The 25517-nt window shown below is 61.8% G+C and carries 24 protein-coding genes, 1 tRNA gene and 1 pseudogene; 11 read left to right on the top strand and 15 right to left on the bottom strand.

From position 1 onward, the window contains the following. Window positions 1-58 precede the first annotated feature (58 nt). Together mmuM and EH165_RS03235 are read left to right on the top strand one after the other, a co-directional pair. Window positions 59-1015 carry a homocysteine S-methyltransferase gene (gene mmuM, locus EH165_RS03240; RefSeq protein WP_124798005.1) on the top strand — a complete coding sequence of 319 codons (957 nt, stop codon included), beginning with the start codon at window positions 59-61 and terminating at the stop codon, window positions 1013-1015. 40 nt (window positions 1016-1055) lie between these two features. After that, a complete protein-coding gene (locus tag EH165_RS03235) occupies window positions 1056-2510 on the top strand; it encodes a serine hydrolase domain-containing protein (protein ID WP_206426074.1) in 1455 nt (484 codons plus the stop codon). A 104-nt stretch (window positions 2511-2614) separates the two neighbouring features. On the opposite strand, the gene EH165_RS03230 is transcribed toward EH165_RS03235, so the two are convergent. The 3 genes from EH165_RS03230 to EH165_RS03220 form a co-directional block, all read right to left on the bottom strand. Beyond that, window positions 2615-4645: a DEAD/DEAH box helicase gene (locus EH165_RS03230; RefSeq protein WP_206426073.1), complete on the bottom strand. Its 2031-nt coding sequence runs from the start codon at window positions 4643-4645 to the stop codon at window positions 2615-2617. A 5-nt stretch (window positions 4646-4650) separates the two neighbouring features. Continuing rightward, window positions 4651-5607, bottom strand: coding sequence for a hypothetical protein (locus EH165_RS03225; RefSeq protein ID WP_124798003.1), 957 nt, complete (start codon window positions 5605-5607; stop codon window positions 4651-4653). Between the two features lie 367 nt (window positions 5608-5974). Continuing rightward, window positions 5975-7675 carry an aldehyde dehydrogenase family protein gene (locus EH165_RS03220; protein ID WP_124798002.1) on the bottom strand — a complete coding sequence of 567 codons (1701 nt, stop codon included), beginning with the start codon at window positions 7673-7675 and terminating at the stop codon, window positions 5975-5977. Between the two features lie 288 nt (window positions 7676-7963). On the opposite strand from EH165_RS03220, the gene EH165_RS03215 reads away from it, so the two are divergent. From EH165_RS03215 to EH165_RS03205, 3 genes are all read left to right on the top strand, one after another. Beyond that, on the top strand, window positions 7964-9175 hold the full coding sequence (locus EH165_RS03215) for an RtcB family protein (RefSeq protein ID WP_124798001.1): 1212 nt from the start codon (window positions 7964-7966) through the stop codon (window positions 9173-9175). A 283-nt stretch (window positions 9176-9458) separates the two neighbouring features. Beyond that, the gene (locus EH165_RS03210) at window positions 9459-10388 is read left to right on the top strand and encodes an ABC transporter ATP-binding protein (RefSeq protein ID WP_124800268.1); all 930 of its coding nucleotides are present in this window, start codon (window positions 9459-9461) and stop codon (window positions 10386-10388) included. 4 nt (window positions 10389-10392) lie between these two features. Next, entirely contained in the window at window positions 10393-11616 is a 1224-nt protein-coding gene (locus tag EH165_RS03205) for an ABC transporter permease (RefSeq protein WP_124798000.1), read from the top strand. Here EH165_RS03205 and EH165_RS03200 read toward each other — a convergent pair whose 3' ends face one another. The 8 genes from EH165_RS03200 to glp all read right to left on the bottom strand — a co-directional run bounded on the left by EH165_RS03200 (window position 11617) and on the right by glp (window position 18943). Then, window positions 11617-12438: a CPBP family intramembrane glutamic endopeptidase gene (locus tag EH165_RS03200; protein WP_124797999.1), complete on the bottom strand. Its 822-nt coding sequence runs from the start codon at window positions 12436-12438 to the stop codon at window positions 11617-11619. After that, window positions 12431-13807: a wax ester/triacylglycerol synthase domain-containing protein gene (locus EH165_RS03195; protein ID WP_124797998.1), complete on the bottom strand. Its 1377-nt coding sequence runs from the start codon at window positions 13805-13807 to the stop codon at window positions 12431-12433. Before EH165_RS03195 ends, EH165_RS03200 begins: the two co-directional genes overlap by 8 nt. A 206-nt stretch (window positions 13808-14013) precedes the next feature. Beyond that, a complete protein-coding gene (locus EH165_RS03190; RefSeq protein ID WP_124797997.1) occupies window positions 14014-14259 on the bottom strand; it encodes a hypothetical protein in 246 nt (81 codons plus the stop codon). A 362-nt stretch (window positions 14260-14621) separates the two neighbouring features. Next, window positions 14622-14697 (bottom strand) — tRNA-Ala (locus EH165_RS03185). Between the two features lie 120 nt (window positions 14698-14817). Beyond that, window positions 14818-15600 (bottom strand): 2-phosphosulfolactate phosphatase, encoded by a 783-nt coding sequence (locus tag EH165_RS03180; protein ID WP_124797996.1) that lies wholly within the window; start codon window positions 15598-15600, stop codon window positions 14818-14820. 85 nt (window positions 15601-15685) lie between these two features. After that, window positions 15686-16831 carry a divisome protein SepX/GlpR gene (gene sepX / locus EH165_RS03175; RefSeq protein WP_124797995.1) on the bottom strand — a complete coding sequence of 382 codons (1146 nt, stop codon included), beginning with the start codon at window positions 16829-16831 and terminating at the stop codon, window positions 15686-15688. A 234-nt stretch (window positions 16832-17065) separates the two neighbouring features. Continuing rightward, window positions 17066-17713 carry a GNAT family N-acetyltransferase gene (locus tag EH165_RS03170; RefSeq protein ID WP_124797994.1) on the bottom strand — a complete coding sequence of 216 codons (648 nt, stop codon included), beginning with the start codon at window positions 17711-17713 and terminating at the stop codon, window positions 17066-17068. Window positions 17714-17719: 6 nt separating this feature from the next. Next, complete coding sequence (gene glp / locus EH165_RS03165) at window positions 17720-18943, bottom strand: molybdotransferase-like divisome protein Glp (protein ID WP_124800267.1); 1224 nt, start codon at window positions 18941-18943, stop codon at window positions 17720-17722. A 169-nt stretch (window positions 18944-19112) separates the two neighbouring features. Between glp and EH165_RS03160 the strand changes: the two genes are divergently transcribed. Both EH165_RS03160 and EH165_RS16025 read left to right on the top strand, forming a co-directional pair. Further along, window positions 19113-19889, top strand: a complete 777-nt coding sequence (locus EH165_RS03160) for a 5-formyltetrahydrofolate cyclo-ligase (protein WP_206426071.1) — start codon at window positions 19113-19115, stop codon at window positions 19887-19889. A 165-nt stretch (window positions 19890-20054) separates the two neighbouring features. Next, window positions 20055-20147 (top strand): annotated as a pseudogene (locus EH165_RS16025) (FmdB family zinc ribbon protein); the annotation flags it as partial. Between the two features lie 62 nt (window positions 20148-20209). Here the strand turns inward: EH165_RS16025 and EH165_RS16020 are convergent. Then, window positions 20210-20422: a hypothetical protein gene (locus EH165_RS16020; RefSeq protein ID WP_239020807.1), complete on the bottom strand. Its 213-nt coding sequence runs from the start codon at window positions 20420-20422 to the stop codon at window positions 20210-20212. Between the two features lie 199 nt (window positions 20423-20621). On the opposite strand from EH165_RS16020, the gene EH165_RS03150 reads away from it, so the two are divergent. Together EH165_RS03150 and mscL are read left to right on the top strand one after the other, a co-directional pair. Next, the gene (locus EH165_RS03150; RefSeq protein WP_164479100.1) at window positions 20622-21230 is read left to right on the top strand and encodes an SAF domain-containing protein; all 609 of its coding nucleotides are present in this window, start codon (window positions 20622-20624) and stop codon (window positions 21228-21230) included. Between the two features lie 93 nt (window positions 21231-21323). After that, window positions 21324-21731: a large conductance mechanosensitive channel protein MscL gene (mscL, locus tag EH165_RS03145; RefSeq protein ID WP_124797991.1), complete on the top strand. Its 408-nt coding sequence runs from the start codon at window positions 21324-21326 to the stop codon at window positions 21729-21731. 4 nt (window positions 21732-21735) lie between these two features. Here the strand turns inward: mscL and EH165_RS03140 are convergent, their stop codons facing one another. From EH165_RS03140 to EH165_RS03130, 3 genes are all read right to left on the bottom strand, one after another. Further along, window positions 21736-21987, bottom strand: coding sequence for a hypothetical protein (locus tag EH165_RS03140; RefSeq protein WP_124797990.1), 252 nt, complete (start codon window positions 21985-21987; stop codon window positions 21736-21738). Window positions 21988-22000: 13 nt separating this feature from the next. Further along, on the bottom strand, window positions 22001-22504 hold the full coding sequence (locus tag EH165_RS03135; RefSeq protein WP_124797989.1) for a MogA/MoaB family molybdenum cofactor biosynthesis protein: 504 nt from the start codon (window positions 22502-22504) through the stop codon (window positions 22001-22003). An 82-nt stretch (window positions 22505-22586) separates the two neighbouring features. Then, complete coding sequence (locus EH165_RS03130) at window positions 22587-23471, bottom strand: alpha/beta fold hydrolase (RefSeq protein WP_124797988.1); 885 nt, start codon at window positions 23469-23471, stop codon at window positions 22587-22589. Between the two features lie 186 nt (window positions 23472-23657). Here EH165_RS03130 and EH165_RS03125 point away from each other — a divergent pair, with 186 nt between their 5' ends. Further along, a complete protein-coding gene (locus EH165_RS03125) occupies window positions 23658-24290 on the top strand; it encodes a biotin transporter BioY (protein ID WP_124797987.1) in 633 nt (210 codons plus the stop codon). A 9-nt stretch (window positions 24291-24299) separates the two neighbouring features. Beyond that, window positions 24300-25517 (top strand): class I adenylate-forming enzyme family protein, encoded by a 1218-nt coding sequence (locus EH165_RS03120; RefSeq protein ID WP_124797986.1) that lies wholly within the window; start codon window positions 24300-24302, stop codon window positions 25515-25517.

Here is a 25517-nt window from a genome sequence, read left to right as displayed (position 1 = left end):
GTTAGCACCCGGCTTTTGCGAGTCGTCCCCGAGTGGGTAGAGCCAATATGCTGAACCCATGCCTCACATCAAGACCGCGGTTGCGGATCGAATTGCCCGTGGAAATGTGGTCCTTGACGGCGGTCTCGGCAGTCTTCTGGAGCACCACGGGCACGATCTGACATCCGAGCTGTGGTCCGCACGGTTCTTGCTGGAAGACCCAGAATCCCTCACCCGCGCGCATGCCGAGTATTTTGCCGCTGGCGCCGAGATCGTCATTTCTGGTTCGTACCAAGCAACTTTCGAGGGTTTCGCCGCACTCGGTCTCGCTCGTTCTGAGGCCGCAGCGGCAATCAGCGAGAGCGTCACGCTGGTCGGCGATGCGCGCGACGGGCTGGCGGCCGACGGTCGGGAGCGATGGGTTGCCGCCTCCGTTGGACCGTACGGCGCGATGCTGGCAGATGGGTCGGAATACCGGGGCGACTACCACCTCGGCAATTTCAGCGCCACCGTCACCGCCCTGCGGGAGTGGCACCGACCAAGACTGGAGGTCCTGCGCGATGCCGGCGCCGACCTGCTGGCGTTTGAGACCATCCCGAATCGCGCGGAGGCGACCGCGCTCCTTGAGGAGATCGCCGGAACGGGCCAACCTAGTTGGCTCGCACTCACCTGTGATGCGCGAACCACGCGGGCGGGAGAGCCATTGGAAGCCATCTTCGAGCTCGCGGCTCAAGTCGACGAGATCATCGCCGTAGGGTTCAATTGCACCGACCCGAGATTGCTCGCTGACCTCATCCCCCTGGCAGGACAGGCTTCTGGGAAGCCGGTCGTTGTATACCCCAATAGCGGCGAAACCTGGGATGCCATCGGACGTTCGTGGCAGGGCAGCGCCGCTTTCCGCCCCGCGCTGATTGAGGAGTGGGTTGCCGCGGGCGCCGCCGTCATCGGTGGCTGTTGCCGGGTCGGCCCGGTTGAGATCGGCAAAATCGCGCAGCAGCTCAGCACTGTCCGCCGAGGCGAGATAGTGGGATCTTGAGCGCTTCCACGTTGCGGTTCAAAGGAAATGAGGAGTTGTGATGACGGCACACCCGCAAGCGATGTCAGCTTCAATGAGAGGCGTCTCGCCCGGGAGAGGGCTTGCGGACGTCGTTACTTACTTCGAAAGTTGGCTGAACTTTCGGCAGCGGTACCTGCAGATACCGGGCATTCAGGCTGCGGTGCTGGACAGCGGCGAGCTCCTCTTGGATGTGGCATTTGGCAGCGCAAGCCTGGACGACTCTGATTCGGGCGGCCCAGCTGGTGTTGCCTTGACGCCCGCACACCTGTTCCGCGTTGCCTCGCACTCCAAGACCTTCACCGCTACCGCGGTTCTCCAGCTGGTTGCAGGCGGAACCCTCGCCTTGGACGATCCCGCAAGCCGGTGGCTGCCGTCTTTGACTTCTGCAGCGTCGCCGATAGCGGGAGTCACCGTGCGGGAGTTGCTAGCGCATCAAGGCGGTGTTATCCGAGACGGCCGCAACGGTGACTACTGGCAACTCGTTGGCGAGTTTCTCGACGAGGCAGCTCTTCTCGTGGAGTCGGCGGATCCGGGCGCTGACGTTTTCGAGCCGAACGTCGAGTTTAAGTATTCAAATATCGGCTACTCGCTGCTGGGTCTCATTATCGAAGCGGCCTCCGGCCAGACGTACGCAGACTATGTGCAGTGCAACATCATCGATCGCCTGCACCTACCGAATACAGGTCCAGAATTCGCCCCGGACCGGGCTGCTGACTACGCCGCAGGACACTCCTCGTTGGCGTATTCACCGCATCGCGTTCGCATCGACCACGTCGATACGCGAGCCATGGCCGCAGCGACGGGCTTTTATTCCACGGCGGGCGATCTGGTCAACTACTTTGCCGCCCATGCCATTGGTGACGACCGCCTGCTCGACGACCGACACAAACGAATGATGCAGCAACCTGTTTCGACCGTAGTAGGTACGAAGAGCCAGTACGGCTTGGGCCTCGAGATTGAGAACATCGGAGACCGCACCCTCATAGGGCACGGCGGCGGCTACCCCGGCCACATCACACGTTCCTTGACAGATACCGCCACCGGTCTTGCGGTCTCGGTGTTAACCAACTGCATCGACGGACCCGCCGAGCAGTGTGTGAGGGCATTTTTCACCTTGCTCGACCTCGCTGAATCCCTGAGCACCCCCGATGTCGTTGCTGTAGATCTCTCGCGCTTCACGGGCCGCTACGTCCACCTGTGGGGGGTTCTCGACCTCGTACTTCTTGGCGGCAGGCTCTATGCCATCAACCCTGTCAATGTGGACCCGGCTACCGATGCAGCGCTCCTCGAAGTGGTCGACTCTGCCACTCTGAAAATCATTGGTGGGTCGGGCTTCGGCGCACGCGGCGAACTGATGAAATTCGAATTCGGCGATGACGGCAGCGTCACACGGGTTCGGGGCGCCAGCGGAATGACGCTGGTTCCGGAAGCAGTGTTCGAGTTGCCGGAGCAGGTGCGAGCCCGCAAGCGCTGACCCAGGAGCAGGTCGTCTTCTCAGTACGTCTTCGAAATCGACAGCTAGGACGCTCGTGAGTGCCGCGGTGCTCTAGGCCACCGCGGTGGCCACCCCTGCGCCGACTAACTGAGTAGTTCGCGAATATCTGTTTCTGAGAGCGCGGAGCTGAACAGCGCTTCGTCGTCGATGACGGCATCAAAAAGTATGGCTTTGCGCTGCTTCAGCTTCATGACCTTTTCCTCGATGGTGTCCGCGGCGATCAGTCGATACACCATCACGTTTTTCGTTTGCCCGATGCGATGTGTCCGGTCAATGGCCTGTTCCTCGGTTGCCGGGTTCCACCACGGATCCAGCAAGAACACGTAGTCGGCTTCGGTCAGGTTGAGGCCGAAACCGCCCGCCTTCAGGCTGATCAAGAACACGGGCGCGGTACCGGATTTGAACTCATTGATCACCTCGGCCCGCTGCCGCGTGCTGCCGTCCAGGTAGACATATGCGACGCCCGCCGCGTCCAGCCGAGCCGCCGCTTTCTTCAGGTACGAGGTGAACTGACTGAAGACCAGTGCACGGTGGCCCTCGGCTAGGACCTCGTCGAGTTGTTCGAACAGCGCGTCCAGCTTGCTTGACGGGATGTGGGAGTACTCCTCGTCCAGCAGCGAGGCGTCGAGAGCCAGAATCCGCAGCAGGGTCAACGACCTGAAAACCACAAACCGATTGCGTTCCATGTCGTCAAGCAAGTGAAGGAGTTTCTGCCGCTCGCGCTGCAAGTACACGTCGTACAGCGCGCGGTGCTCGGGTGCCAGGTGGATAGTCAAGGTCTGCTCCTGTTTGGCCGGCAGCTCCGCGGCGACCAATTCTTTGGTGCGGCGCATCATGTATGGCCTAATTCGGCTGCGCAATTTAGCGAGGCGCTTGCTACGCAGGCCCGCCGCGACCTGTTCGCTGTTGCCGGCTCCGACGCCGCGGGTGATACCGACGGCGGGCATCTCGATGGGTCGCACGTATTCGGCTTCAAACCGCGCTGACGAGGCAAAAAGGCCCGGCGCAACGATGGTGAACAGCGCGCGGAGTTCGGTCAGCGAATTCTCCATGGGCGTGCCGGTGACGGCGAGCTTGAACCGGATATCCAGATCCAGTGCGCACTCATGCACTCTGGAAGCCGGGTTCTTGACGAACTGCGCCTCGTCCAGAATGAGTCCGGCCCACCCCGTATTTACGGCAATCGACTGGTAGGCATCGAAGTCAAGACGCAGCAGGGCGTAGCTGGTGACCAGAATGTCGGCGCCGGCGGCGACCGCTGCTAGATCGACACCGGACTTCGCTTGGGTGGCAGCAATTTCTCGCACCACGAGACCCGGCGTGAACCGCATCGATTCGGAAACCCAGTTCGGTACCACCGAAGTCGGGGCTACTACCAGGAATGGGCTTGAGGCCGAACCAGTTTCGGTTGCGTGTTGGATAAGCCCCAGGCACTGCACAGTTTTACCCAAGCCCATGTCGTCAGCGAGGATCCCGCCCAGCTGATGCCGCCAGAGGAATGCCAGCCACCCCAAGCCCTCCGCCTGGTAGGGACGGAGCTCTGCGCGTAGACCTTGGGGCGTATCGATGCGGTGGGGTGAATCTTTCCTGGCCTCGGCCAATTGGGCGCGCCAGGTCACCGCCGGTACTGCCTCGTCGGCGAGATCCTCGAAATCAGACCACAGTTCGGTCTGGTAGCGACTAATGACGGGGCCGGTTTCCCACTCGGCGATATCTTTGGCTTCGTTGATCAGCTCCCGCAGCGGCTCGAAAGCCGGGTGGTTGAGCGTCATATAACTGCCGTTCACCATCAGTAGCTTGCGGCGGCCTTTTGCGAGCGCTCGAAACAGCGGGACAAACGGAATTGTCCTGCCGTCCACGGTGACGGTGACGCCCAAGTTGAACCAGTCGTGGCGCTCTGACGGCACTGTGGTGACAGTGAGAAGTGGCACGCCCGTGAGCTCACGATAATCTGGAATATCGCCCTGGGTCTGGACGCGTACACCGGCCAACCCCCGAAGCAGCTGCAGTGTGGTGGACGCGAATTCGGCTGCTTCTAGGTCCCGCAGGATGGCCGAATCTGGAATCGCGCCGTTTTGAAGCCACTCTTCAGGCAACAAGCCCTGCCCGATCACAGTCCTCAGCTCTGGAAGCGCTCCTGACCTCCTGCCTTCTTCCCAGCGCCACTCAAGCGAAAGGATATGCCTGGGGCCAAATGTCGCCGTGAGGACCAGCACCGGAGGGCGCACTGGGGCAACGTAACAGAGGTGTCACTGCTGCCGATATCGATCGATTCGCGGAGTTGGTCGAGGTCGGTCTGAATAAATTCTTGGAAGTTCTGCTGTGGGATCCGCAGCGAAAATCCACTGTTCAGGATCGAGATTTGCTCTCTCGTCATCTGTTCGGCGGTGGGGGCCAAGTGAAAGCTGCGCGGCCTGGCTAACGCGAAAACGTACACGCCATGATTACCGATCGGACCCGCAGACTCCACGGGCACGGCCAGGCCGTCAACTGTCAGGGAGGGGCTGATGATGATGGCATTTCCGGCTGCCACCGCATCCAGCGTCAACGTTGCCGCGTCGCCAATCAGCACGGCGGTGTCGGATTTGGTAGCCACCAACTGCACGCCACAGGACGAGGCTTGCGCCAGCATCGCCCACAACAGGGGGTTGGCGAATTCGTCGAGCAACACCCAGTCGGCATCATGGCCGGCAGCTGCGGGCGTCGCCGCCCGATGTAGCGCCACGAACTGGCAGAACCACAGATGCTGGGCGGGTTCCAGGTTGAGCCGGTTACGCAGGCGAGCGATGTTGGACCATGTCAGGGTTCCACGGGCCCACCCGCGGCTGGTTCGCGCCACCGGCCGAACCCCCAGTCGATACTCGACTCCCGCCTTGACGGAGGTGGCGGCTTTGGACGGCGGACCATTCCACCGACTTGCCGTGCGGGGCACCAATTCCCGCAGCTCGAACTGGAGCGCCATCGCAGTCGCGGATTGCTCGACGTGCTCGGTATTTTGCGCGGGCCGCAGCAGCCCGTCCAGCGCGGAACGCCATTCGGCGGCTGGCTGCGGGGCATCAGGGGCGGGCGTGTCCATGGCCCTCACACCGTAACGCCGCGAGCCGCCGGCAGCCGCATCCTCAGCGCCAAGACCGGGCCGTCATGCGGCGGGCGCCTCCCTAGCATGAAGGGGGTGTTTGGGGCCTGATTGCGGTCACCCTCTGGACTTTCGGGGTCAGACTTGACCGCTCGGGGCTGCCGTCGCGATCTCCCGCACGCCCACATTTTCCGGCTTGGCCCACGGCTGAACTACGCCGGTTAGGGCGAGGTTCTCCTGATCCGAAATATCGAGTCTGATGCGCTTTCACCTGAGCACTAGATGCTGTGTCGCTATGAACGGGCTCGGAATCCAGCCCGCACAACCCACAAGGGTGCCGCTGGAACTGCCTGCGAATCTGAGGGACTCAGCCTCGCAAGGCTGAGGCAAAAATACCGGGCAGTTTTGCCCAGCTCGGCGAAGCGGCGAATGCGGTCAACAGTTCCCCGGTGCGAGCCGCCGTTTTGTTGGTCACAAACCATGGGGGCCTAGGACTGATGGACCACTCCCCTTGCAGGATGGACCGCGGCGACGGCCGGAAAGGTCCGCGGACAACGGTGCGCTCTGGGTCCTTCAGCAGCAACGCGTTATGCACCGCGCCGATCCCGCTTTGCACGTCGGCGAGCGTGTGGCCGGGGAACGCACCCCAGGCAGCGGCGGCGTTGAGAAATCCAACGCCGGTCCAGGCGTTAACGGCGATGCAGCCATAACGCAGTTCTGCCAGAGCGTTTTCGAACCTGTCGCCCAGCGCCGCCAAGGTGCGCGGGTGGGCAATAATGTTGACGCCGAGTGTGCCAACGAAATCGTCGTTGGCGCTGCGAACCGCCGTTTGCAAGAAATCGGCGCCCGGCAGTTCGATAATGCCGAGGACGGGCGCGAACGTCTCCTGCTGGCGCAAATACTCGGTGTCGGCTGGATCGTTAATAAGCGTGACGCCCGAGATTGTTTCGGCTTCTGGGTAGGCGCTGCGAGCAGCTTGCACGCGCCTGCCACTACCTGGGTAGTAATCATCGCGGTCCGGAGTGCGGCGAAGGGCCAATCGGATTTGTTCGACGAACTCTTCTTTCTGCGGCCAGCTTTCGGCCATCAGTACCACTTGCCCGGCGATGCAGTTGTAACCGTTGTTATGCAGGCGCATTGTAGCGACGTGTTCGGCTTGAAACCTCAAGTCGGCTTTGGACCAGGTGCCGGGGAGGACGATGATCGGCGACACGCCGCCGAGCTCACTCGTGATCGGCTTCGACAAGACCGGGTTGTGAGCGGATTTGCGCGCGGCGACGTCGGCAGCATCCGTCCCCCACACGATGGCATCGTGGGTCGCTGCACTGCCCGTGATGTGAACATGGTCGATGAGATGGTGCTGCACCAGATGCTGACCGACGTCGGCGCCGCCGGTCGTGATGAAGAGGACCCCAAGTTCGATGAGTGGCGCAAACACTCGTTGGTACACGGGCAGCATTGCGTCCATCACCGGGTTCAATTTGAGAACCACCACGCGATTGCTGGCATAAAGCTCGGAGAGCACATCAAGCGGGGCAATGGAAGTGATGTTTCCCGCGCCGAGAACTACTCCGACACCGTGAGTCTGGACGGGATCACGCAAAGCTAAGCCAGCCTGCTCCCGCACTTGCTGCTGTGTGACGCCCGGCGGCATCCAGACCTGGGCGCTGAATCCACTGAACAGAAGATGGTCAAAGACCTGATGCGGCAATATATCTACTGCGGTTCGCCCACCCGGCGCACGAGAAAATTTGTACTCATCAACCGGGCTACGACCGGCTTCGAGAGCAGCAGCACTTTCCGCCAGAGTCGTCAATGCCGTGATCAACGCGTAGGGGCCACTGGTCCACTCCTCCCCCACCAGCGGCGAGCGGGACGGCAACCGCTTCAGGCCTGCTGCCGTCTGCGCCCACAACTCTGCATCGCGTGCAACAAGATCACGCACAGCAAGGAGAAGTTCGCGTCGTCGTCGCACACTGGTCGCTGCCCACACTTTTTCGCAGCTGGCCACAGCGGCAAGCTGATTATCGAGCTCGGCAAATGCGGCGGTGGTATCGGCGATGTCCATTTCGCCAGCGTACGTCCGCGGGTCTAGTGGGGTTCGGGCTGCTCTGAAGTTTCGAATTTTCGAGCGCTGCACAGCACGAAGGCTTTGAAGTGACGCACCTGCGCCACTCAGTCTTGACACTCACCGGCCACGCCCAGGCCGAAGGCAGGCGACACACCCCGTTGGCGCAGCCATCCAGGACGGCGACTCGGCCCGTACTAGGCACCGTTGAGCTGATTAAGTGTGAAAAACCAGTTGCCCCTCAGCCACTTCGGCGCGAGACTGACCGTTCACTCGGAACGGAAGACCATGCCAGAACACCTCAGCAAGAAGCTCATCAACTGGGCCAGCATCATCGGCGACAACACTCGCGACCAAGCGATCACGTCGGCAACCATGCCTTTCATCTACCCGCACGTCGCGTTAATGCCCGACGCGCACCTGGGGAAGGGGGCCACGGTGGGAAGCGTCATCCCCACGCTCGGCGCTATCATCCCTGCCGCGGTCGGTGTCGACATCGGGTGCGGGATGATCGCCGTCCGCACCCAATGGACCGAAACCGAGTTTCGGGGCCTGTTTCCCGGACCTTCCACCGGGCCAGGAACCGGGCCATCTATGACCCAGCTCCGCGAAAGCATCGAGTCGGCGATCCCACTTTCGGCTGGCCAGTACAACAGCGAGATCATCGCCGAATCCACCGCGGCCCGGATCCTGGCCCTGGAAGAAGCGGCCGTGGCAGCCAGATTCAGCCCTGAAACATATGCCGCGAATTGGAGACTGCAACTCGGAACACTCGGCAGCGGCAATCACTTCATCGAAGTTACAGTCGACGAAGCGAGCAGGGTGTGGCTGTTCCTACATTCCGGCAGCCGCGGAATCGGCAACAAGATCGCCCAGCATCACATCAAAGTTGCGCAACAACAGATGACGAAATGGTGGATCAGCGTGCCGGACCCCGACCTTGCCTACTTGGTAGAGGGGACCGACGAGTTCTGGAAATACATCCGGGAACTTCGGTGGGCCCAGGAGTTCGCCCGTGAAAACCGGGAGGAGATGATGGACCGCGTTTGCGCCCAGATCGAACATCTGACCGGGGTGGCCGTGTGCAGAAAGGAAACCATCAATTGCCACCACAACTTCACCGAACAGGAACAACATTTCGGGAAGAAGGTGTGGGTGTCGCGCAAAGGCGCCATCAAAGCGGCAAAGGGCGATAGGGGTCTGATTCCAGGCAGCATGGGCACCGCCAGTTACGTTGTCGTCGGTAAGGGTAATCCGTTGTCCTTGAACTCCTCACCCCACGGCGCAGGCCGTTCACGGAGCCGCAACGAAACAAAAAAGATGTTCACCGCCGCCGACCTCGAAGTGGCCATGGCTGGAATCGAGTACCGCCACACCGATGCATTTATCGACGAGATCCCGCAGGCGTACAAGGATATCGACGTCGTGATGGCAGATGCGGCCGACCTCGTGACAATTGAGCACACACTCCACCAGATTCTCAACGTCAAAGGCGACTGAACTCTCGGCGCGGATCCCCAAAAAGCAGCGGCGCCTTGTTGCCCGCCGAATATGTCAGACACCCTCGGTTGTCTGCTCGGCGCGAGCGACAACGCGCCGCCGTTGGGGACTTTTGCCTCTGATCTCACGTGCCCGTCCCTGCGAAACTTAAGGACGCACGGGGCAGCGTCAGGTCGCCACAGACAGGATCGCCGCCCACATGGCCGTCGCGGGATGCGATGCCAGAACCAAGGTTTCGCCCTCGGCGGTGCCCGACGAGCGACTGAACACGACGGTGGGGGTTATGGACGAAGCACTTGTTCACATTGACCGGTTTCGGATGGATTTCGGGGACAACACCGTGATCAGTGATTTGTCCTTCGATGTCCGGCGGGGCGAGACCTTCGGCTTCCTCGGCAGCAACGGCTCCGGAAAAACCACGACCATCAGGGCGTTACTGGGTATCTACCGGCCGACGTCCGGCACGCTCCACATCAATGGCAAGCCGTTTAGCCCCGAGAATGGAAGCCGTCTCGGCTACCTCCCCGAGGAGCGTGGCCTGTACAAGAAAGAACCCGTCATCGACATCATGACGTATTTCGGTCGGCTCAAAGGAATGGATCGCAACGCGGCCAAAGCGTGGTCCCTGAGTTACCTGGATCGTGTGGCTCTCGGGGATAAATCCAGCCTTCAATTGGACAAGCTGTCCGGCGGCCAGCAGCAAAAGATCCAACTCGGAGTGACAATTATGAACGACCCCGAACTGTTGATTCTGGACGAGCCCACCAAGGGTTTTGACCCGGTTAATCGTCGCCTTTTGATGGACATCATCGCCGACCAGAAAACGGCTGGCGCGACAGTCGTGATGATTACCCACCAGATGGAAGAGGTGGAACGGCTCTGCGATCGAGTTCTCTTGCTGAAGAACGGAACAACGGAGGCCTACGGCACTGTCGACGAGGTTCAGAATCGCTACGGAGGCAGAATCGTTCGGCTCAAATATTCCGGCCGCATCCCGCCGTCTCCGGCCTACGAGATATCTCTGGTGGAGCAAAACTATGCGGAGTTAGTCCTGACCACGGACGTGGACGAATCGAACATCCTGCGGCAACTGCTCGATGCGGGAGTGACGGTGCGCGGCTTCGAGGTCACCAAAGTCTCGCTCGACGATGTTTTCTTGCGGGTCTACGGGGATCAAAACGTCGCCTACCAGCGCGAACTTTCGGGGGTATAAAGCGATGGCCCACCACAACCTAGGCACTGTCATTTCCTTCGAGTTTTTTAGGACCATCTCCAGGAAAAGATTTTGGATCGGGACATTGGCCTTCCCCGCTGCCATCGCGGTTATTTTTGTACTGATCTCCATCAGCAACTCGACCACCAGCAGCACCGCCGACGCTCAGAAAAGCGCCCAGTTTAGTGTTGCGTACACAGATGATTCTCACCTGATCTCGGACCAAATCGCCTTGAGATTCGGGGCCACACTGGCCAGTAGCCCTGGCCAGGGCATCGAAGGCGTGAAGGATGGCACCACGGAGGCGTACTTTGCCTTCCCCGCCGATCCGACCGTCGACACCATCGAGGTCTACGCATCGGACCGGGGAATTTTCGAAAACGGAAAATACTCCGCGGTGGCACAGGAAATGCTCAGCCAAGCGGTGCAGCAAAAGATCGGTTCGGCGCAGTTGGCCCTCATCGCCGAGCGTCCTGCGGCTATTACTGTCATTACCTTTCAGGGCGCCACAGAGTCGGGCGGTCTCAATTCCGCCATACCGCCCTTGATGTTCATCTTGATCTTCTACGGACTCATGATGCTGCTGGCAGGCCAAATGGTAAATTCTACGCTGGAGGAAAAGGAAAATCGGGTCACAGAGATGATTCTGACCACCTTAAAACCCACCACGCTCATCACCGGCAAGGTGATTACGTTGTTTCTCGTGGGACTTGTCCAAGCAATTGTCTTCTCTGTGCCAGTGGTAATCGGCTACCTATTTTTCCGCGATGCGCTGAGTCTTCCGTCTGTGGATTTATCGCACCTCATCATTGACCCCGCCCGAGTCACTGTTGGGTTTTTCCTCTTGCTCGGCGGATTCTCCCTGTACACCACTACTTTGGTGGCTGTGGGAGCAGCCATGCCGACCGCAAAAGAAGCTGGCAGCTTTATCGGCGTTTTGATGGCGCTGATCTTCGTGCCCCTGTACGTCGCCGGACTGGTGGTCTCGGATCCGCATTCGGCCATCGTGCAGATCTTCACTTATTTCCCGTTCTCCGCGCCCACCACCGCGCTGCTGCGCAATGGCCTTGGCACCCTGGGTCTTACTGAGTCGATTGCAGTCATCGCCCTCCTATTCGTCTGCGCGGGCGGGATGCTGCGGCTAGCGGTAACCCTGTTCCAGTACGGGTCCATCTCGTACACTAAAAAGGTCTCGCTGAAAACAGCTTTGGCAAGGAAGTCGGGATAGTCAGGCTTCTTCGGAGTTCGGTGATGAGAGCGCTTCGACGATAGCTGGCGCTGCGCCGAGGCGGCCTTGGGTGAGTGCAATGAGGACAATGACCGCCGCGGCATAGACACCGAGGATGACGAAGTCCGGCGCGTCCAACGCCTGCGTGTAGGCCCTGTCTCGCGCCATCAGGATCAGTTGGTCTTGGGCCGGTGTGAAGCTGGCATGCAGCAAAATGCACAATCCCACACTCCGAGTACGGTTCCACAGCACCGTGTAGAAGAAGGCCAGCACCATGGGAATGACGAACCCGGCGGGCCCGTAGAGCGGCACATGCCATACGCCCCAGACGAAGCCGAGCAACAAAGTCGCGCGGACCGGCGGGAGCCGCTTCTGCAGCAGCGGGAGACCAAAGCCTCGCCAGCCCGGCTCCTCCAATCCCCCGCCGAGGATCAGAACGAAGGCGAAGGCGGCGGCGTAGTCAGGCAGTCGGGAGAACGCTAGCGACCAGTTGACCGGCGCGCCGGTCAACTGCAGAACGAGGCTGATAACGCCGTACAACAAAGCCGGCAGGCCGAGTGAATATGCCCACCAGCGCACGGGTACCCGCCAACGCCAGACGGGCCTGATCCAGGTGCGCAACGAACCACCGGTCCATCGAATGACCGTTGCTGCGGCAACCATCGGACCGAGCCCCCCGATCAAGAACGGCACCTGCCCACCTCCCACCGCGGCCAGCAACCACAGCGTCCAGGAGAACGCGTATGCGAGCGCTACGAAAGTGACGAACTGGTGACGCTGAATCCACGGGTGGGCGATTGCGTCATGCGGCGCACTATTCATGGGTGAACACCTCGGGGACCGGGCGGGCGGAGGTTGAGGCATAGCCGCGATCTGCGGTGAGATCGGTCAGCTGGTTCTGCAGCTCACTCACTAAAAAGGGTAGGTCAGGGCAGCGTTCCGGGTCTGCGACCACCGTTACCGCGAAGGTGCCCGCGTAGGAAAGAGCGGCGAAACCAACGGTCACATTCCCAGTGATAGCAGTGATGGGAATGATGTCGGTGATGACGGCTCCAAGGAGAGTCAGTGGCGAAGGAAAACCTGACAGGTTCGTCACGAAAGTGGTCACCAGCCGTTGGCGGTCTACCAGCCAGCGGAAAAGGCCCATCCGAAGCATCCGAAAGGCGGGGGCCAACAAGATGGCCGATGCGCCCCGCCCTACCGCTTGGCGGCGAACGCGCGTGGTGCACGCGATCTCCTGTAGCCGAGGGATCGGTTCGCCGCGAGTCGATACCCGGACCAGCATCGCCCCGACGTGGTTTCCCAGTGCGGTTGAAACCTTTTCCCCCCTACTGGACACGGGGACAGACAGCACCAACGTCTCGGCCGATTCGCCCCGCTGCCGCAGCACAGCAGCCAGCGAACCGGCGACGGCTGTCAGCAGGACATCGTTGATCGTTGCACCGCGCGCATGGGCGACGGCGGCCATCCCGGCCATATCAGTACGGGCCACCGCTAGTTGCCGACGCGAACCCGTCGGCTGGTTGAGGGTGCACCGAGCGAGGCGGCCAACTTTGCCCCCGCGCAGCTCGGCAACGGCATCCAGAGCCAGCCGGATGCCAGCGGGCAGGTGCCCGAGCGCACGTATTCGCGTGGTCGTCGCATCGGCAAATAGTTCCCTACGGGTTGGCGGCGGCGTCGGGAACGGGATCTTGTGATGTGCTGGTGCACCGTCGATGAGCAGCGCAAGTGCGGCCAACCCCCCGATGCCGTCGGCGAGAACGTGATGGATGACGAGGATCGCCGCGTTCTTCTCACCTTCTAATCCTGTGACGAGGGTGAGCGACCAGAGTGGGTGGTCCCGCGGCAAGGGGCGAGTTGCAGCAGTTGCCGCAACTGCCAGCAGAGCGTCTTCTGTGCCCGGCGCTGGGCATGCCAGAGCATCAACATGACGGTCCATGGCGAAGTTTGCGTCGTCGATCCACACCGGGCGGCCGCACCCGAAAGGCGCCCGCTGCAGCCGCTGCCGGAGCCGAGGAATAGCGAGGATCCGCTCGGCAAGAGCCACGCGCAGCGCTGACACCGTGATCAGACGATCCACCACAAGGATGGCCGCGACCTGCATCGGGGCTACCGCAGATTCGGTTGCCAACGCCATGAGATCGTTGCTGGTGGTTCGCTGGATCAGGCGCACCTGGCCCGTACGCGTCATTGAATGTTGTTGCTAAGTAGGATCTTTGACTGCATTCAAACACCACTCAGACGCAGAAGCGGCCATCCCATCCGGACGACCTGTAGGTGCTAATAATTTCTGAATCAACGGGTGGTAGACAGGGTCGAACGGCTCCCATTCGCGCTGCGCCCTGGGACTAACGCCCCTTTCACTACCGATCAGCACTTCACCGAGCTTGGAAGCCCTTACAAGCGGAGATAAACGCCGGTGCACATGCCCTGACACGACGACATCTGGGCTGCGATGAGGTGGGCTTCCTCAAGCGAGGCTTCACCACCGATGACGACCCTGTGGTGGGTCGTTTCGGATCCGTGAGCTTGCACTGCCGTCACCCCGCGGGTGAGTGCCTCATTCGTGCTCACCGTGACGTCGAAGCTCCACACGGTGGGCTCTGGGTTTGTCGCCGGCGACTGGACTGCGTAGGTGCCCACAACATCACATCTTCCTGGATCCGCTGGGCTGGCGGCGACCCGCTGTTCGGGTTCAAAGAGGGTTCGCGGATGGGCCCACTCGATTCACCGGTTAAATCAAAAGACCGCCCAAGCCGATAAAGCTGGCTCGAACGGTCTTTTGGTGGAGCTGCGGGGATCCCCACCTCGCTAAAGCTCGCCGTGGGCCCACTCGATTCACCGGTTAAATCAAAAGACCGCCCAAGCCGATAAAGCTGGCTCGAACGGTCTTTTGGTGGAGCTGCGGGGATCCCCACCTCGCTAACGCTCGCCGTGGGCCCACTCGATTCACCGGTTAAATCAAAAGACCGCCCAAGCCGATAAAGCTGGCTCGAACGGTCTTTTGGTGGAGCTGCGGGGAATCGAACCCCGGACCTCTTCGATGCGAACGAAGCGCGCTACCAACTGCGCTACAGCCCCGCACGTGGAGTTACCCACGAGCGAAGATTAGAGTATCAGCCAGAGGCGGGTGCTCCGAATCCGCTGGCCTAGCCGCCGCAGCCGTAGCCGAACCACATCAGAAAGCTGGCGGAAAGCACGTCAGGCAGCGGTAAACGCTTCCCCGCGGAGCACCGGAACCACCATCGATGAGCGAGCTTCGGCAGCAACCTCGATCTCATTACCGTGGCCATCTTCGATCAGCTCGCGGCCAGAAGCACACTGCTGCAACGACTCTAAGAGCGTGCCCTTCACGTGCAGATACGCGGCAGCAGCAGCGGAAGCCTCGGGCGAACACGTAATCTTCCGGAACGATTGCAGCTCAGCGATTACAGCGCCCGCGCCCCACATATCTTCGATGGCGGGCCGCAGGAGATCTCCCGGCCAACGCTCACCGGAAGCGATGATTGCCACGGACTGCCCCTGCCGATTCTTATCGATCCAAGCAGCGACCGCGGCAGCGTTGCGCAAGCTGGCTCCAAGGACTACAGCCCCCTGCTCGGCCATCGCTTTGGAAATGGCCGAACCATTAGGTGACGGCAGCACTAGCCGCCGCGACTTAGCCAGCGGACCTGCGCCGGATGCGGACGCCCGAACCGATGCCGGCGATAGCGACACACCTGATGCGCCTGCTTCGCTCCGGCCCACGGCAAGGATCGCGTGTTTGGACGCGGCAAACGCTGCGGCGGAGGCATCCCGCAGGCGATACGGATAGACGTCGACTCCGTAATCCATCGCTACAGACAGCGTTGTGGTGAACGAAAGAACGTCCACGACCACCACTATTCCGGCTCCGGAAGAAATTACTCCGGCGCCCTCAAGTCCCCAGTCGAAGCGGATGTCGGAGGCGCCCTGCTTGTACACCCCGCGCGCATGAGCTGTCATACGGAACGGAGCCTCAGCTTTCTTGGGGGACGGGGTCGGCGCTGAACGGCGGTCCGACGCTCAGCGAAGTGGCGACACTCAAACGCTACTGGCCGGAAGCCTTCTTGTACACGATCGGCTCGTAGTACTCCAGGTCGTCGAATCCTGGGTCGTCATCCTCGAGGTCAACAACCACACGGCCGCGTCGATCGTGGGATGGCGAAGGCACCTGGCTCACCATGTGCCCGTGACCAACCCCGGCATAGGACGGCGCGTCCTCGTGCGCGGCATCGAACTCGGTGTAATCACCGTCGTAGCGTCCTGGCCGGATCTGCCGAGCACGCCGCATTCTTGCCAGCCGCCTCTCCTGCACGTCCTGCTCGACCCGCACCTGGCGACGCAGATACGTCAAGTACAGGGCGAGCAGTACCGCGCTGACACCGGCCCCGGTCCACAGCATCGGAGACAGCATGATTGCCGTGGCAGTGAACGCAACTGTTGCAACCAGGAGGATCAGCGCGACTCGTTGACGCTGCGCGTAACGGAAACGACGGGCCGCTTCCGCCGCCTCCGGATCGAATCCACCGCGACCCTGACGACGATGGGTTTGGTGGGAAACCACGGCTTCTTCGTCATATTCGAAATCTTCAGTGCCCGAATGGTAATCGGGGTCGTCGTCACCGAAGTCAGCGTCAACAGTTTCGAAATCGACGGCCTCTTCCTCTTCGGGGTCACCGCTGTAGGGGGCGCTGCCATCAAAGGCGCTGTCGTCAGAGTTGCTGTCGTCAGAGTTGCTGCCGTCAGAGTTGCTGCCGTCAGAGTCCGTACTATCCGAGGGAGCCAATTTGTCGGCTTCGAACTCGACATCTCCGGAAATCCGGGCGAACTGGTGCGTTTCTGCGTTCATGAAAGCTGTTGCCTGCTCACTCGTCTCGTTCTTCTTTGCCATACCAAACTCCCCGGCCATATCCCGTTCCGCCTGCGTTTGCTGCGTCAGCCGGTACTTGGCCGCCACCGTTTCCGGGTGATCGGAGCCCACAGGTTCACCAGCGTCCGAGTTGATCTCACTGGCAAACGAGTTGCGGCGCAATCGATTACGGCCGGTGACGGCTTTATTGCGTTGCAGCACTCGAAACCCTCTGCCCTCAACGCTTTCGTTCACTTCGCGGGACCTGCGGGAGATCATCGGCACCAAAACGATCAACCACGCCAGCGCGAGGCCGACGACGAGCAACGACTGCGGAACAGTCATACCGCCCACCCCTTCCGAACCCACGCGAGAATTGGAAACAACGTTGTGACTACACCTGTGTGGTGAGAATCTGAGAGCAGAATCGGCATGGAAAGCGCGGTAGTAAGTCGCATCAACCCGGCCAGAAGCAGCCGTGCGTCAGAGCAAACCCTCAAGTTGTCACGCTAGCCACACCAGTACCAAAGGCCACGTAGGACACGCGGAAGCCCATCAGACCCGCGCAACTTCTCTTCGCTAACGGCGCCACTGCTGCAATAGCGAATCGAGCCCTTGCGGTACTTCCTCGGCCGTCATGGCCCAGAGCTGGTGGTCCATCCAGGCTCCGTCTATATCGAGATACCTCTGCAAGAGGCCTTCTTGCCGAAAGCCCAGGTGCGCCAGGACCTTTTGGCTGGCCACATTGGCCGGCGCCACTGTGGCCTCCAGGCGATGTAAGCCGCCTGCACCAAATGCATGTGCGGCAGCCAGTGCGGTGGCAGCGGTTGCGACGCCGTGGCCAGCAAATTCGGAATCAACCCAATACCCGATCCAGCCAGAGTGCAGCGGCCCGCGCGCGATCCCGCCCACTGTTACTTGGCCGCAGAAATGTCCGTCAACGATGATCGCAAAGGGCAAGGCGCTCCCCAGCCGCGCGCCGCGGGTCAGCATCCGGCGATGTATCGACCATTGCCCGGCCGTATGACGTTGCTGCCAAGTCAGCACCGATGACGGATCCCACCGCTGAATCAGCGACTGATCGCGAGTGCGCGCCGCGCGCCAGAGTTGACCATCTGATCGTCGTAGCGGCCGGAGAGCAACGTCACCAATCGGCGTGCTGACTGATCCCAAGTGGGCTGGCCACCCCGGGTTCGCGGTACCGAACAGTCGATCGAAGGTCGACATGATTGGTTATGCCCGTTGCGCGAGGAAGGACACTGCTACCTCGGAGCCGACTGGAACGTCGGTGACGTCCTCATCAATCAGCACCAGGCAGTTTGCCTCCGCAAGGGAGGCAAGCAGGTGAGTGCCACCCGCGCCGAGTATGTGGACCAAATAGTCGTCGTCATCGTCACGCATCAACTGGCCACGAAGGAACGAACGCCGACCGAACGGCGAGCTGATAGGGGCCAGCGTGCGGGCGGTAACGGTGCGACGGTAGGGGTTTCGTCGACCGAGCATCACCCGAAGCGCGGGCCGGACGATGATCTCGAAGATGACCAGCGCGCTGACCGGATTAGCCGGTAGCAGGAATGTGGGCACCTTATCCGGGCCGAGGACGCCGTAGCCCTGGGCCGAACCGGGCTGCATTGCGACTCTGGTCAGATCCAACACCCCCAGATCGGCCAACGCTTCCACTACCAGTTCGGCATTCGACCCACCAGCTGCTCCGGAGATGATGACGGCTTCGCTGACCAGCAATCGTGCCTCCACCATTTCCCGCAGGCGACGCAAATCGCTCGGCGCAATACCGACTCGAATCACATCGGCGCCAGCGTCGCGGGCCGCAGCAGCCAACGCATACGAGTTGACGTCGTACACCTGGCCGGGCCCCGGCGTGCGGGCCACATCGACGAGCTCCTCCCCGATGGAGATGATCGAAAGCCGCGGCCGAGGATGCACCAAAACTTTGTCGCGACCCACCGCCGCGAGCAGGCCGACCTGAGCGGAGCCGATGAACGCCCCAGATCGAACGGCCACGTCCCCCGGTTGCACGTCCTCGCCAGTCCGGCGCACATACCCACCACCGGGCACCGCTTTTGTGATGGTGACTCGCGCAGTATGCCCGTCGGTGGAATAACGCGGAATCACAGCGTCGGCGATAGTCGGCAGTGGAGCACCGGTCGCCACGTAGACAGCCTGGCCTGGCTGCAACCTGTTCGCGGTCCGTGAGCCAGCCGCAATCTCGCCCACAACCGGTAGCACCACGGGATTTTGCTCACTCGCGCCGGCAACGTCGACGCTGCGGACGGCATACCCATCCACCGCTGCCTGGTCGAATGACGGCAGGGCGGCCGAAGCAACGACTTCCTCGGCGCAGAGCAACCCCTGCGCCTCCGAGATGGCCGTCCGTACCGGCGCCGGTGTCAGCGATGCCGACAGGACGAGGTCAAGTTGTTCGGTTACCGAGCGCATCAGCGGGAACTCATTCCCCACGAGCAGCATCCGATGACGGTGATAGTCCACATGACACCCCAACCTACTGGGTGCAACGGCTTGGTTGGACGAAGCTCGGAGACTAAACGCCCGCGAGTCTGCGCCATCACAGTCTGCAAGTGTCGGCGCGATTGCCTACGGTGGTCCCATGAGCAACACCGATGACACCGCAGACCGGCCTGAGGAAGACGCGGGCGTACCTCACGGCATTGAGTTTGAATGGCATGCTGCCGACCCGATGCTAGCGGACCTGACGCCGGATCAACTGGACGAACTGGGCTTTAGCAACCTTGACCCGGGCAGCTTTGGTCCGGGCAGCTTTGACTCAGGCGCTGAAGGTCTCGGCGAGGAGGAAAAGTGGCCCTGGCGTGAGCGTTTGATCGCTGCCCGCAAGGCCCGATCGAACGCGGACCGCACTGTCGCCCGCAACAAGGTTCTCGCACACCTCGCTGCCCCCTTGGCGGAAGTGGACACCGTCTGCGCCTTCCTTCCGCTGGCCAGCGAGCCGCTGGGAATCGAACTCCTCGACCTTCTCGTGAAATTCGGCGTCACCGTGTTGGTGCCTGTCGTCACCGGAGCAGCTCCGCTCGAGTGGTCTGCTTACTCCCCAGACGAAATCGCCGTCGGCCGACTTGGAATCAGCGAGCCCACCGGCGCACGCCTTGGAGAGTTAGCCGTCCTGGAGGCAGCTGCGGTTTTGGTCCCAGCGCTGGCTGTCGATCGGCAGGGCTATCGGCTGGGACGCGGTGGCGGTCATTATGACCGCACGCTTGCCTTGATCGAAATGGCCAACCTTGACTACGCTCCGGCGCTGATAGCCGTGGTCTTCGATGACGAACTATTCGACGAGGTACCTAGCGGAGTTCTGGACGCACCGGTGACGCATGTGGTCAGTCCTGACGGCGGATTGAAAGTGCTGAACTGAGCCGACGCGTTTCACAGACGTCACAGCGCCATCGTTTGCGCATGGCAGGACCGTTGGCGCATTATCGGATTAGCAGTCTGCAGTGACGAGTGCCAATTAATCTGAACCACCATCGAGAATCGCCGGCCATGCCGGAGTTGATCGCCGCCGCCCGGAGGTAAAGCAGTGCCCACTTACCAATACATCTGCACCGAGTGCGGCCACGAGCTCGAGGCGTTCCAGGCATTCACTGATGACGCCCTCACCGAATGTCCCATTTGCCAGGGCAAACTGCGTAAAGTCTACGGCTCTGTCGGCGTCGTCTTTAAGGGAAGTGGCTTCTACCGCAACGACTCTCGGACCAGTAACAGCGAAACCTTGAATCCGGTTAAGAAGGAGTCGGCCAAGGAGGGCGCCGCGGCCAAGTCGGAAGGCTCAACCGCCGCCTCGACGCCAGCACCCGCGCCCGCTACTACCAGCACAAGCTCCTCCACTGCCGCCGCTCCTGGCTCCGGCAAGTCGAGCGGCTCGACCAGTTCGTCTTCGCCTGCCAAGTAGGCCCAGCTTCAAGCCTGCACTGATCCACAAGCCTGAATTTATCCACAGTCGCCTGCTCTGCAGCCCACTGCACCGGTAAGAGGCCATCTACTGGGAATCCGGCGTTCGGACACCCAGGGGGGACACATGGTCAGTACGACCCGCGGCTCGGCGCGGCCACTTCAACCCACATGGCAGGACCGGGCAGGTGCTGCGATGTCGCCAGCAAACTCGCGCTGGTCCGGGCGCACGGGCGCTCGCAAAAGGCGTGTATTGCGCCGCGTTTGCGCTCTCCTTCTCCTGGTCGCAGCAGGTATTGCCGCGACGTGGCAGACCGCGACACCCACCGAAGGATACGTGGTCATCGCAGCCCGAGAGCTGGCCGTGGGCAGCGTTTTAGAAAGTGCGGACGTCACCACGTTGGCGACCCTGGATCCACCGGACGGCGTGATCACCGACGTCGAGAGAGCTGTCGGTCAAGTGCTTTCCAGCCCTGTACGTCGTGGGGAGATTCTCACCGACGCCCGATTGGTGCCGACAGACGGACCCCGCGCTGGGCCCGGCCGACGTGCGGTCGCTGTCCGGCCCGCAGACCCCGCCATCGCCGAGGTGTTGTCAGCAGGAGCCAGAGTTGCTGTAATCGGCATCGATCAGACGGGTGCGCCGGTGGTGCTGACCCCGCAGGCCATCGTCCTTTGGATGCCCGCTGTCGGGTCAGCGAGTAACCGGAGCGAGCCTGTCCTGCTCTCTGTCGCGGAACCTGACGCGGACCGAGTTACCGCCGCCACCCTAACGGGGGAAATCGCGCTGCGCTTCGCGACTTGACGCCTTCGTGGTGAGTACCGTTTGGGATGGCCCAGCGGCAGTCCTGCCGCAGGCAAGCCTGCCCGGCTCCCTCCGCACCTCGAAAGGCTCGCCATGCTCAAAGGTTTCAGAGATTTCATCCTGCGCGGCAACATCATCGAACTTGCGATCGCTGTGGTGATTGGAACTGCCTTCACCGCTCTGGTCAAGCAGTTCAGCGACTACGTGATCAACCCGATCCTTGCAGCCGTCGGTGGAACCAACAGCTTGGGACTTGGCATTCAGCTGGGATCACAGGACGACAAGACCAAGTTCATCGACTTCGGCGGCCTCATCACCGCAGGCATCACCTTCGTGATTACCGCCGCTGTCGTCTACTTCGTGTTTGTGGTGCCGATGAACAAGATCTCAGAACGACGCAAGCGCAACATGCAGCCAAGCGAAGTGGCTCCGACCGACAGCGAGCTGCTCTCAGAAATCCGGGATTTGCTCAAGGCGCAGAGGGGAACAAACCAGGGTTAAAATCTCAGCCCCCGTGGTGTGGTGGGCGGTTCGCTCGATACCAGTCGTCCAAGCCGCCACTCCCACGCCGATCGACGTCTCTATCGTCACTGGTGCTTTCCGGCAGCACTTCGCCAAAGATACGGTCCAGCTCCTGCTGATCTAGTGGCGGTTTCAACGGATTCTGGGCGATATGGCCGCCGGCGTCCCCTTCGCTCAGGCCATCAGGAGCGACCTCCCAGTCTTCGGTATCGCTGATCCCGTGTTCTTCCAACATTCCGGTAGATTTTTCAGATTTCTTGGAACGTGGACAGTTCGCCGATCAAATACCGGGCCAACGGACAGAAAGTAGCGAGCCCGTCGCGAATTGCGGCCCGAGAACCGGCGATGTTTGCCACCAGGGTAGATCCGGAAACACCAACAACACCGCGAGAAACCACAGCCTCCAGCACCCCTGCCGTCGTACCGGACCAGCGGATCGCCTGCGCGACACCGTCCAATTCGCGATCGAGCACTTCGCTGGTGACGTCGGGAACCACATCTCGCGCCGACACCCCGGTGCCGCCGGTGGTGATCACAAGGTCGACACCGCCGATAACGGCGGTGTTCAATGCATTCCGCACCATCACAGAATCCGAAGGCACCACCACGATCCCATCGACAGCAAAACCGGCCTCGACCAGCAATTCCGTGACTAGCGCGCCAATGCCGTCGTCTTCCTCACCGTGAAAAAGCCTGTCGGAGACTGTCACGATGAGGGCGCGGCCAGCGTGACCTGCAATGGTGGAGGGCATGGTGTGCCTTTCGCGGATAGCGGTCGCACCGGGCTGATCGAGCCCGGATCGGCGGTTCTCAGCACACAATATGCTGCGAAGTTCAGCCTAGTGGCCGCGGCGCCCGTGGCTCCGGCAGGATCACATGAACTTCGCGAGCTACGCGGAGAAACTCCGCCGCCGCAGTTCGGAAGATCGCCGACGGTACCGCTGTCAAGTGGTCGCGCCCTGGGATTTCCACGAGCGCGCCAGCTGGAAGGTCCGCAGCCCACTGCCGAGCCCGTGGCAGGTAATCGTCCTTACCTCCGAGAGCCAGCAGTGTCGGCTGACTCGGGTCCGGCGCCCGGCGAGCCATGTGCGGGTCCGATACCGAGAGACCCTGCACCAGAGCCGACAACGCGGCCGGATCGTTGCTCGGCAGCGCGTGAGCGATCCGCACCACTCGCCTGGTCTCGGTGTCTGCGGGCACCTCGCCACCATTAAAAGCAGCAAGAAACTGCTCCATACGAACGCTTTGCAGCAACGGTTCCCCATCGCTACCTCCGAGCACAATGCGCCGTAAGCGTTGCGGGGGAACAGTTGTGGAGCGAGCCTCCGCCTCCAGCACGGCCGCAAGTTCTGCGACCAGGCGCGCGCCCAGGGAGTAGCCAATCGCGTCGAATTCGGTATTTGCCGGAACGCTCGCGTCCAGCACCAGCCGGAGGTCGCTGACCATCTCATGAATCCGGTAAAGAGCCGGATCTCTCGGCCGCCCGCTGCCGCCGTGGCCGCGCAGGTCCACCACGATGATCGGACGGCCCAGCCTGGTGTGCAACGTCCGGACCCAACCGCTGATCACCCAGTTGGTAGTCGCATCGGTACCAAAGCCGTGCACCAGCAAGATCGGGACACCCGTCTGCGCGCCATTCGTGACGCCGTAGCGAATCGAGATGCCATCGGCGGCAACAGCGATGTGCCACGACATAGACACGGCAAGAGGCGAGGTCACCGCCCCATCGTTGCAAACTTCGCGCTGCGCGTGAACCACCCGGCAACCCAGATCCCAGTAGTTCGACCTACCAAGCGGTAGGTAATAGTCTCGGACCGAGTGCCAGTAGCGAGAGCTGCTAGCCCTGCGCCAGCTTCTCGTTCGCAGCCCCCGCTGCGAGATTCAGCGCCACAATTTCGGACAAGGATGCTCGTGCCACAGAAGCGTTTCGTTGCCCGTGACCTCGCCCACATCGCAATTTTTGCCGCATTCATCGCCGCGCTCGGTCTGCCCGGCGCCATCCTCATCGGTCCGATTGGGGTTTCGATCACCCTGCAAACGCTGGGGGTGATGTTGGCTGGCGCCATTCTGGGCGCCCGTAAAGCAGCCGCCGCGGTGCTCCTGTTTATGGTGCTCGTCGCGGCGGGCTTACCCCTGCTCTCCGGCGGTCGAGGCGGTCTGACCTGGCTGACCACGGCGCCTTCGGCCGGATACCCCTACGGCTGGCTGCTGGGAGCACTGTTCATCGGCTACTTCACGGCGAGGATTTTGCCGCGCTACCCGCTTCCCTTGGCGCTGTTGATCACCGCTCTGGGCGGGATCGCGGTGGTCTACGCCGTCGGTATCCCGGTGAACTGGATCAATATCTCCAGAAATGCGAGCCCCGCGGACGATAAAACCTTTTTGTTCGTTCTCGGGCAGTCCGCGTGGTTCGTCCTCCTGGATACCGTCAAGGTCGCGGTGACCGTCTTGATCGCCCGGCAGGTCCACCGCGCCTACCCCGGCCTCATCGCTGGTGCGACAACGATGGCGCCCGCATTCGGCACCAGCCGAAGCTGAGCTTTCGAGATGGCAGGGAACGTCAGGTGGGGCGCGTGGCTGGGCGGCGCCGATGACACTGCGGCTCTTAACTTGGCTGGTAGGCAGCTGACCTACGGCCAATTACGGGGACACATAGCTGGGGTTCCGAAACCCGAAGCTTCGACCATCACGGCGTCGCCCGATCCGCTCGAAACTCTCATTGCCTTCTACGCCGCGCTCGCCGCTGGCTTACCGGTGTTGGTGGCCGAGCCCGGATCACCCGCCCGCGTTCCAGATAGCCTGCCGGCGGGCACCTTTCTGCTCGCTCAGACCTCCGGGTCGGCTGGTCGAGCGCGCACCATCGCCAGAACCGCCGCCTCCTGGAGCGATTCCTTCGCACCCTTCACCGAAATCACCAGCTTGACCGCCTCAGATCAGGTCTGTCTGACGGGCCCGCTGCACGCAACGATGCACCTGTTCGCGGCGGTACACGCGCTCAGCATCGGAGCACAGGTGACGGATAACTTGACGCAGGCATCCGCCGTGCACTGTGTGCCGACCAAACTCTCCGAGATCCTGATTGACCCGCCGGATTCGTTGCGCCGCGCCATCGTGGCAGGCGCCGGCCTGCCGGACGCATTGGCGGCTAAGGCCGTCAGCAGGGGGATCGCGGTAGTCGAGTACTACGGCGCAGCCGAGCTCTCGTTCGTTGCTGCAAGCCGCGTGCCCGCGCCTATGACGGCATTCCCCGGCGTCGAGATCGAGCTGCGCCAGGGGCAGCTGTGGTCACGTTCGCCGTATCTCAGCCTCGGTTACGCGGGCGAGACTGCGGGCGAGACTACGGGCGCACTCGCCCGCGACGCCAACGGTTTTGCCAGCGTCGGAGACATGGCAACGCACGCCCCCGGCGGCGGCCTTCGCATTGTGGGCCGCGCCGACGCCGCCATCACCACCGGCGGGACGACCGTCATCGCCGAGGACGTCGAGGCTGCGCTGGAAAAGCTTGTCGGAATCACCGCCGCCGCAGTGACGGGAGTCGAACATCCGCGATTCGGGCACGTGGTCGCCGCCGTCCTAGAGTTAAGTGTCGATGCAGACTTCGCTGGTATCCGAACAGCGGCGCGTCAGGTGCTCGGACCAGCGGCTCTCCCCCGGCTGTGGTTTCAGTGTGACCAGCTGCCGCGAACCGGCAGCGGCAAGCTAGCGCGAGGTGAGATTCGAGCCGCGATTTCGGGGGCGGCGCCCACCGCGAGAAGGCTAGCGTAG

Origin of the sequence: Nakamurella antarctica (assembly GCF_003860405.1) — a bacterium.
Lineage (GTDB): Bacteria > Actinomycetota > Actinomycetes > Mycobacteriales > Nakamurellaceae > Nakamurella > Nakamurella antarctica.
Note: the sequence above shows the minus strand (reverse complement) of the source record. Positions and strands in the feature narration are given on the sequence as shown.